8 protein-coding genes are annotated in these 7,660 nt (G+C 66.1%); 5 read left to right on the top strand and 3 right to left on the bottom strand.

Features of this window, described 5'->3' with window-relative positions:
* Positions 1-351: 351 nt before the first annotated feature.
* Entirely contained in the window at positions 352-897 is a 546-nt protein-coding gene (locus tag AC27IO_RS18005; protein WP_284430913.1) for a PAS and helix-turn-helix domain-containing protein, read from the bottom strand.
* A gap of 78 nt (positions 898-975) precedes the next feature.
* Here AC27IO_RS18005 and AC27IO_RS18000 point away from each other — a divergent pair, with 78 nt between their 5' ends.
* From AC27IO_RS18000 to AC27IO_RS17990, 3 genes are all read left to right on the top strand, one after another.
* A complete protein-coding gene (locus AC27IO_RS18000; protein ID WP_272569448.1) occupies positions 976-1,788 on the top strand; it encodes a CoA transferase subunit A in 813 nt (270 codons plus the stop codon).
* 1 nt (position 1,789) lies between these two features.
* Positions 1,790-2,431 carry a 3-oxoacid CoA-transferase subunit B gene (locus AC27IO_RS17995; RefSeq protein ID WP_498739997.1) on the top strand — a complete coding sequence of 214 codons (642 nt, stop codon included), beginning with the start codon at positions 1,790-1,792 and terminating at the stop codon, positions 2,429-2,431.
* A 268-nt stretch (positions 2,432-2,699) separates the two neighbouring features.
* Positions 2,700-3,209, top strand: a complete 510-nt coding sequence (locus tag AC27IO_RS17990) for a chemotaxis protein CheW (RefSeq protein ID WP_272569450.1) — start codon at positions 2,700-2,702, stop codon at positions 3,207-3,209.
* A gap of 162 nt (positions 3,210-3,371) precedes the next feature.
* Here the strand turns inward: AC27IO_RS17990 and AC27IO_RS17985 are convergent, their stop codons facing one another.
* A complete protein-coding gene (locus AC27IO_RS17985; RefSeq protein WP_498740002.1) occupies positions 3,372-4,721 on the bottom strand; it encodes a GNAT family N-acetyltransferase in 1,350 nt (449 codons plus the stop codon).
* Positions 4,722-4,969: 248 nt separating this feature from the next.
* Between AC27IO_RS17985 and AC27IO_RS17980 the strand changes: the two genes are divergently transcribed.
* On the top strand, positions 4,970-6,622 hold the full coding sequence (locus tag AC27IO_RS17980) for an NAD+ synthase (protein ID WP_498739995.1): 1,653 nt from the start codon (positions 4,970-4,972) through the stop codon (positions 6,620-6,622).
* A 62-nt stretch (positions 6,623-6,684) separates the two neighbouring features.
* Positions 6,685-7,023: a P-II family nitrogen regulator gene (locus tag AC27IO_RS17975; RefSeq protein ID WP_092743842.1), complete on the top strand. Its 339-nt coding sequence runs from the start codon at positions 6,685-6,687 to the stop codon at positions 7,021-7,023.
* A gap of 33 nt (positions 7,024-7,056) precedes the next feature.
* Here AC27IO_RS17975 and AC27IO_RS17970 read toward each other — a convergent pair whose 3' ends face one another.
* On the bottom strand, positions 7,057-7,653 hold the full coding sequence (locus AC27IO_RS17970) for an LOG family protein (RefSeq protein ID WP_498740000.1): 597 nt from the start codon (positions 7,651-7,653) through the stop codon (positions 7,057-7,059).
* Between the last annotated feature and the right edge of the window lie 7 nt (positions 7,654-7,660).

Below are 7,660 nucleotides of genomic sequence, written 5' to 3'. Positions count from 1 at the left end.
GGCGATGGCGATGGCGATGGGGATGGGGCTGGCGTGGGCGCTGGAGCTGGGGTGCCGCCGGGCGGCGTGGTCACATCGCCCCCACCTCCACCACCGCCGCATGCGGTCAGGGAGGCGGCGGTCAATGCGGCGAGGGCTGCGAAAGCGGCGGTAGCGCGGAATGAATGGAAACTGGTGGGCATGGGGTCTCGGGATGGGTCGCCGCTCCGCGGCGCCGCGCACCATGCGCCGCACCGCCGACTGGCAGGTTGGGATGTGCAGACGGTATCCGTGGCCTCCTTGCCGCGGTACCCCACCCAGGGAGCGCAGATGAAAGCAAGTGTTAGTAGGGATATCCCTGATGGCCGACCGTCATCCCGCCATGAGCTTTTGCACCAGGTCGGCCGCCGTGGAGGCTGCGTATTTGCGCATGAGGCGCGCGCGGTAGATCTCCACCGTGCGGTGGCTGATGTCGAGCGCACGGCCGATCTCCTTGGAGGTCAGGCCGTCCAGCAGCCGCGCCGCCACCTCGCGCTCGCGTCCGGTCAGTTCGGCCTTGACCGAGCGCTGCGAGCTGAGGTCTTCGAAACTCCAGATGCCCGATTCGTGCGGGGTTTCGCGATTGAGCGCCCGGCCCGAGACATGGCACCAGAACACCTCGCCGCTGGCCCGCTTCATGATGCGGTTGTCGGCATAGTGGCCCCGCGCATTCAGGATGGGCTCCATGTGCTTGCCCAGGCGCTCGTATTCGTCCGCGCTGGGATACAGAATCCGGAAAGACTGGCCGATCAGCACCTCGCGCGAGGCGCCGAACATCTCGCACACCTGGCGATTGCAGTCGACCATGGTGCGGTTGCGCGAAATGACCAGACCCACCGGGGCCATTTCGAAAGCGAGGCGGTAATCGGCGACATCCATGGAAGTATTTAGGGAGAACTACGTAGCAGGGTACGTAGTATCGTAGCGGCCATCCAACCTGATGTTGAGGAGTCTCCAATGAACAAGCTTTTTCCCACCGCGGCCGAGGCGCTCAAGGGCGTCGTGGCCGGCGGCCAGATGCTGGCCGTCGGCGGCTTCGGGCTCTGCGGCATACCCGAGGCGCTGATCGACGCCCTGCGCGACAGCGGCGTCAAGGACCTCACCGTCATCTCCAACAACGCCGGCGTGGACGGCTTCGGCCTCGGCAAGCTGCTGGAGACGCGCCAGATCAAGAAGATGATCTCTTCCTATGTGGGCGAGAACAAGGAGTTCGAGCGCCAGTACCTCGCCGGCGAGCTGGAGCTGGAATTCACCCCACAGGGCACGCTGGCCGAGAAGCTGCGGGCGGGAGGCGCCGGCATTCCGGCCTTCTTCACCAAGACCGGCGTCGGCACCATGGTGGCCGAGGGCAAGGAACTGCGCGAATTCGACGGCGAAACCTATGTGATGGAGCGCTCGCTGGTGCCCGATGTGTCGCTCGTCAAGGCCTGGCGCGCCGACAAGTCCGGCAACCTGCAGTTCCGCCTGACCGCGCGCAACTTCAACCCCGCGGCCGCCACGGCCGGCAAGGTCTGCATCGTCGAGGTGGAGGAGGTCGTGGAGACGGGCGACATCGCGCCGGACGATGTGCACCTGCCCGGCATCTACGTGCACCGCATCGTGCACAACCCCAACCCTGAAAAGCGCATCGAAAAGCGCACCGTGACCGCCGCGCCCGTTGATGTGGCCGCTGCCAAGGTCGAGGCCCAGGCCGTGATCGCGCAGGCCGCTGCCACCAGCGAAGCCGTGCCCACGGTGACGGTGCCCGTCAACAAGAAAGAAGGAGCCTGAGATGCCCTGGACCCAAGACCAGATGGCCGCGCGCGCGGCACAAGAACTCGAAGACGGCTTCTACGTGAACCTGGGGATCGGCATCCCCACGCTGGTGGCCAATTTCACGGGCGACAAGGAAGTGTGGCTGCAGTCGGAGAACGGCATGCTGGGCATCGGCCCATTCCCCACCGAAGACGCCGTGGACGCCGACCTCATCAATGCCGGCAAGCAGACCGTCACCACCATCAAGGGCTCTTCCATCTTCGGCAGCGACCAGTCGTTCGCCATGATTCGGGGCGGCAAGATCAACCTGTCGATCCTTGGCGCCATGCAGGTGAGCGAGAAGGGCGATCTGGCCAACTGGATGATCCCCGGCAAGATGGTCAAGGGCATGGGCGGTGCGATGGACCTGGTGGCCGGCGTCAAGCGCGTCATCGTGCTCATGGAGCATGTGGCGCGCAAGAAGGACGGCACCGAAGACCTCAAGATCCTGCCCCAATGCACGCTGCCCCTCACCGGCGTGGGCGTGGTGGACCGCATCATCACCGACCTGGCCGTGATGGACGTCACGCCCAAGGGGCTGCACGTGGTCGAACTCGCGCCGGGCGTGACTTTCGAAGCGCTGCAGGCCAAGACGGGCGTCACGTTGCTGCCGGCCTGAGGCTGTCCTGTCGGCACGCCGGACAGGCGGGCGAGCGGCCCGGGTTTTGATGGCTCCCGGGCTTTCCGGTGGGCCGCCACAGGCAACCGCCGCCAGCGCTGCCGAAGCCCGCGGCAGGCCGTTGCTAGCACAGCAATGGCCTTCTTTGAATAGGTGGAATCGGCTAAATGTCAGCACAAGTAACAAGGCGGCTGATATGCTGGACCATTGCCGCGCGCGCCAGACGGTCGTCTGCACGTGCTGAACCCTGATCTGTGAAGGACCTGCCATGCTGTCGACCCCCGCTTCCGCCTCTCCCCGCCATGCCACGGGTGCCGCCGCCAACGCAGCGGAGTACCTCACCTTTCGTCTGGGGCAGGAGGAATACGGCATCGACATCCTGCGCGTGCAGGAAATCCGCTCGTACGAGCAACCCACCCGCATGGCCCACGCGCCGGACTTCATCAAGGGCGTGATCGATCTGCGCGGCGTGATCGTCCCCATCGTCGATCTGCGGCTGAAGCTGCGCTGCGCGCAGGCCGAGTACACCGATTTCACCGTCGTCATCATCCTCAACGTGGGCGGCACGGTGATGGGCGCCGTCGTGGATGCGGTGGCCGACGTCGTTCCCCTGCAGGCCGAGGCCATCCGGCCGGCGCCGCAGTTCCAGGGCGAGGTGGATTCGGCCTTCGTGACCGGCATTGCCAGCGTCGGCGAGCGCATGCTCATCATGATGGACATCGAATCCCTGCTCAGCAGCGCCGAAATGGGACTGGTGCGCTCGGCTGCCGTGGCGTAGCCCGTTGCCAAGGTCAGGAGTGTTTGCTATATTTTTTGTAGCGATATGCCCTAGTGGATATTGCGCTGGACGGGCTTTTGACTCTTGAACCCGGCGGGCTGTGCCGCCGCCGCGGCCCCAGTTCTGGCCGGGGCGGGCGCCTGCGCTTTCATGCGCTTCGGGTCACCGGCCCGTCTTGAACGGGTTGCGCGACTGCAGTTCCTCCAGATACTGCGCCACGCCTTCCCCCTCGCGCTCTAGGAACCGGTCCACCGCCTCGGCAAAAGCGGGATGGGCGAGCCAGTGGGCGCTCGTGGCCTGCACCGGCAGCAGGGCCCGTGCCATCTTGTGCTCGCCCTGGGCGCCGCCCTCGAAGCGCTGCACGCCATGCGCGATGCACCACTGCAGCGGCTGGTAGTAGCAGGCCTCGAAATGCAGGCAGTCCACCCGCTCCAGCGCTCCCCAGTAGCGGCCGAACGCCACCAGTTCCGGGTCTTTTGTGCCTTGTGCCCTAGTATCGCTTGCCCCAACTGCTATCAAACTGCTAGCAATGGGGTGTCCGCCGCGTTCGGCGATGAACAGCACCCAGGCCTCGGGCATGTCGGCGGCCATGCGGGCGAAGAATTCGCGCGTGAGGTAGGGCGGGTTGCCGTGCTCCAGGTAGGTGCGCTCGTAGCAGCGGTAGAAGAAATCCCAGTCGTCTGTCGTGATGTCGGTGCCCCGCATCCAGCGGAACGCCACGCCCGCGTCGGCCACTCGGCGCCGCTCCTGCCGGATCTTCTTGCGTTTGTCCTGCGACAGGCTGGCCAGGAAATGGTCGAAGGATTCGAACGGCCGTTCGCCGGCAGGCGAGGGTGCTTCGCCGCTCGCGTCGGCCATCGGCCCGGCCCCCTCGCGTGCGGACGGGGTCGCCCCCTCGGCCGGTGAGGCGAGCGCGCCGGCGCCGTGCGGGGGCGCCGAGTTCTGCCAATGAAACTGCACCGTGTGCCGCAGCATCAGCCCCGCTGCCTGCGCGGCCTCGACATCCTGCGGGGCGGTGAACAGCAGGTGCAGCGACGACAGGCCCGCCTCTTCGCACCACTGCACCAGCGCCCGCACCAGCGCATGCCGCGCCGCCGCGTCCACGGCCAGCAACCGCGCTCCGGGCACGGGGGTGAAGGGCACGGCCACGACGGCCTTGGGGTAGTAGTCCATGCCGTGGCGCGCATAGGCACCCGCCCAGCCCTGGTCGAACACGTATTCCCCGTAGGAGTGCGGCTTGGCATACACCGCGCACGCGCCCTGCAGCACCTCCTCCCGCCAGAGCGTGCAGAACACGGGCGTCCAGCCGGTTTCCGGCACCGCGCTGCTGCTGCTGTGCAGCGCCGAAAGGTAGGCGTGGCGCATGAAGGGGGTGGCGTGGGGCTGGGTGGCCAGGAGCGCATCCCAGGCATCGGCGCCCACGTCGTCGGGAGACGGGTGCAGGCGCAGAACGTAGGCGGTATCGGCGGGTTGGGACAAGGCGGCGTGCGGTCGTTGGAGGGGGGACGCCATCATGGCCCAAACCGGGCTTCGCCGCCGCGGGGAGGTATGGCATCCACACCAGTCCGTGTGCCTAAAAAGAGGGCACGGGGACATTCTTTCAGGCCTGACAAGGAGTTAGGACCGCCTTACAGGGCAAGCCACGACTTATCCACAGAGTTTTCCAGTGCCCGCGGGGATAACGCAGGGCCTTGTGGCGCAAGGCGCCATCGTGCAGGACGCGGGTGACATAATCGTTCGAGTCCTTTTTCCATCCCCGTATGCCATTCGTCATCAGCGTTGCCCAGCTCAATTTCGTGGTGGGCGATCTGCCGGGCAATGCCCGCAAGATCATCGCCTGCGCCCAGCAAGCCCATGCCGCCGGCGCGCGCCTGCTGCTCACGCCCGAGTTGTCGCTGTGCGGTTATGCCGCCGAAGACCTCTACCTTCGCCCCGCTTTTCTGTCGGGTTGCGAGGATGCACTGGCAACGGTGGCGCGGGAGACGGCGCGGTTCGAGGGCTTGGCCATCGTGGTCGGGCATCCTCAGCGGGCCGAAGCGGATGGCGAAGGCCTTTGCTACAACGCGGCCAGCGTGCTGCGCGATGGGGTGGTCGAGCAGACCTACCTCAAGCAGGAACTGCCGAACTACGACGTGTTCGACGAGCGGCGCTACTTCTTGCCAGGCGACGGCACCTGCCTCTTTGACGTGGAGGGCGTGCGCGTCGGCCTGCTGATCTGCGAGGACGCCTGGTTCGAAGGCCCCGCCCGTCGGGCGGCGCAGGCGGGGGCGCAGTTGCTGGTCACCATCAACGCGTCGCCGTTCCACCTGGGCAAAAGCGCCGAGCGTGAGCAGATCATGCGCGAGCGTGTCACGGAGACCGGCCTGCCGCTGGTCTATGCCCACCTGGTCGGTGGCCAGGATGAGGTGCTCTTCGAAGGCCGTTCCTTTGCCCTGCAGTCCAATGGTTTCGTGGCCGCGCGTGCGCCCGGATTCGAGGAAGCCTGCTTTCCGGTCCGCGTGGACGTCGCGCAGGGTGCGATCGAATTGAAGGCCGAAGTCGCGCCGCTGCCCGCGCTGGAGTCCGATCTGTGGAGCGCGCTGGTCATGGGGGTGCGCGACTATGTCGGCAAGAACGGCTTTCCCGGCGCGCTGCTGGGGCTGTCGGGCGGCATCGATTCCGCGCTGGTCCTGGCCATCGCCGTGGATGCGCTGGGCGCTGACAAGGTGCGCGCCGTGATGATGCCTTCGCCCTACACCGCGGACATCAGCTGGATCGACGCGCGCGACATGGCCGAGCGTCTGGGCGTGCGCTACGACGAAATCTCGATCGCCCCGCAATTCGAGGCGTTCAAGGCCGCGCTGGCGCAGGAGTTCGCCGGCCTGTCCGAAGACACCACCGAGGAAAACCTGCAGGCTCGCATCCGCGGCACGTTGCTCATGGCGCTGTCCAACAAATTCGGCGCGGTGGTGCTCACCACCGGCAACAAGAGCGAGATGGCGACGGGCTACTGCACACTCTACGGCGACATGGCCGGAGGGTTTGCCGTCATCAAGGACGTGGCCAAGACGGCCGTGTTCTCGCTGGCGCGCTGGCGCAATGCCAATGACCCCTTTGGAACCGGCGCGCAGCCCATTCCCGAACGGATCATCACGCGCCCGCCGAGCGCCGAACTGCGCCCCGGCCAGAAGGACCAGGACAGCCTGCCGCCCTACGAGGTGCTCGACGCGATCGTCGCACGGTACATGGAAAACGACGAGCCCATCGATGCCATCGTGCAGGCCGGCTATGACCGGGCCGACGTGGAGCGCGTGACGCGCCTCATCCAGCTCAATGAATACAAGCGCCGCCAGGCGCCGGTGGGCATCCGCATCAGCCGCCGCAGCTTCGGCAAGGATTGGCGCTACCCCATCACCAACCGTTTCCGGGCGTGAGCGATCGACGACGACGCGGCCTTGAGCATCCCTCGCATTTCACCTTTCCAGGAGTTTCCGCCATGAAAATGATCACCGCCGTCATCAAGCCCTTCAAACTCGAAGAAGTCCGCGAAGCCCTGGCCGAGTGCGGCGTGACGGGCCTCACCGTCACCGAAGTGAAGGGTTTCGGCCGTCAGAAGGGCCACACCGAGCTGTACCGCGGCGCCGAATACGTGGTGGATTTTTTGCCCAAGGTGAAGGTGGAAGTGGTCGTGAAGACCGACGACGTGGACCGCTGCGTGGACGCCATCGTCAACGTGGCGCGCACGGGCAAGATCGGCGACGGCAAGATCTTCGTCACCGCCGTGGAGCGTGTGGTGCGCATCCGCACGGGCGACCTGGACGAAGCCGCCGTCTGATGGTCGACTGCGCGCCTGGGCGGCTGCGCTGGCTCAGATCACCGCCCGTAACGGAACATTCTGCGTGGCCTGCATGCCGGCGGCCTCGACCAGGGACTGCAGGAGGCTTTCGTGGTCGGAGGAGGCCGTCATCAGACCCATCTGCCAGTCGCTCATGAGTCCGCTGGCCACGCTGGTCTGCAGAAACGCCATCAGGCCGTCGTAGTAGCCGTCCACATTCAGCAGGCCGATGGGCTTGTCGTGGTAGCCGAGCTGGCGCCACGTCCACACCTCAAACAATTCTTCGAACGTTCCGATGCCGCCTGGAAGGGCCAGGAAAGCGTTGCAGCGCTCGGCCATCATGGCCTTGCGCTCGTGCATCGTCTCGACGATGTGCAGTTCATCGCAATCCCGGTTGGCCAGTTCCTTGTCCACGAGCGCCCGGGGAATCACGCCCAGCACGCGACCACCCGCGCGCCGTGTGGCCTCGGCCACCATGCCCATCAGGCCGCTGCGACCGCCACCGTAGACCAGTTGGCCGCCGTGCCGGCCGATCCATTCGCCGACGGCAATGGCTGATTCGGTGAATAACGGGTTTTCACCTGGGCGGGACCCCAGATAGACGCACAAGGAAAAAGACGGCTCAGCCATGGAAAAA

Source organism: Acidovorax sp. KNOB132 (genome assembly GCF_057541515.1).
Note: the sequence above shows the minus strand (reverse complement) of the source record. Positions and strands in the feature narration are given on the sequence as shown.

Coding starts and splice junctions, on each gene's coding strand:
- AC27IO_RS17985 (WP_498740002.1), bottom strand. CDS start 4,721: ATGGCGTCCCCCCTCCAACGACCGCACGCCGCCTTGTCCCAACCCGCC.
- AC27IO_RS17970 (WP_498740000.1), bottom strand. CDS start 7,653: ATGGCTGAGCCGTCTTTTTCCTTGTGCGTCTATCTGGGGTCCCGCCCA.
- AC27IO_RS17995 (WP_498739997.1), top strand. CDS start 1,790: ATGCCCTGGACCCAAGACCAGATGGCCGCGCGCGCGGCACAAGAACTC.
- AC27IO_RS17975 (WP_092743842.1), top strand. CDS start 6,685: ATGAAAATGATCACCGCCGTCATCAAGCCCTTCAAACTCGAAGAAGTC.
- AC27IO_RS18005 (WP_284430913.1), bottom strand. CDS start 897: ATGGATGTCGCCGATTACCGCCTCGCTTTCGAAATGGCCCCGGTGGGT.
- AC27IO_RS17980 (WP_498739995.1), top strand. CDS start 4,970: ATGCCATTCGTCATCAGCGTTGCCCAGCTCAATTTCGTGGTGGGCGAT.
- AC27IO_RS18000 (WP_272569448.1), top strand. CDS start 976: ATGAACAAGCTTTTTCCCACCGCGGCCGAGGCGCTCAAGGGCGTCGTG.
- AC27IO_RS17990 (WP_272569450.1), top strand. CDS start 2,700: ATGCTGTCGACCCCCGCTTCCGCCTCTCCCCGCCATGCCACGGGTGCC.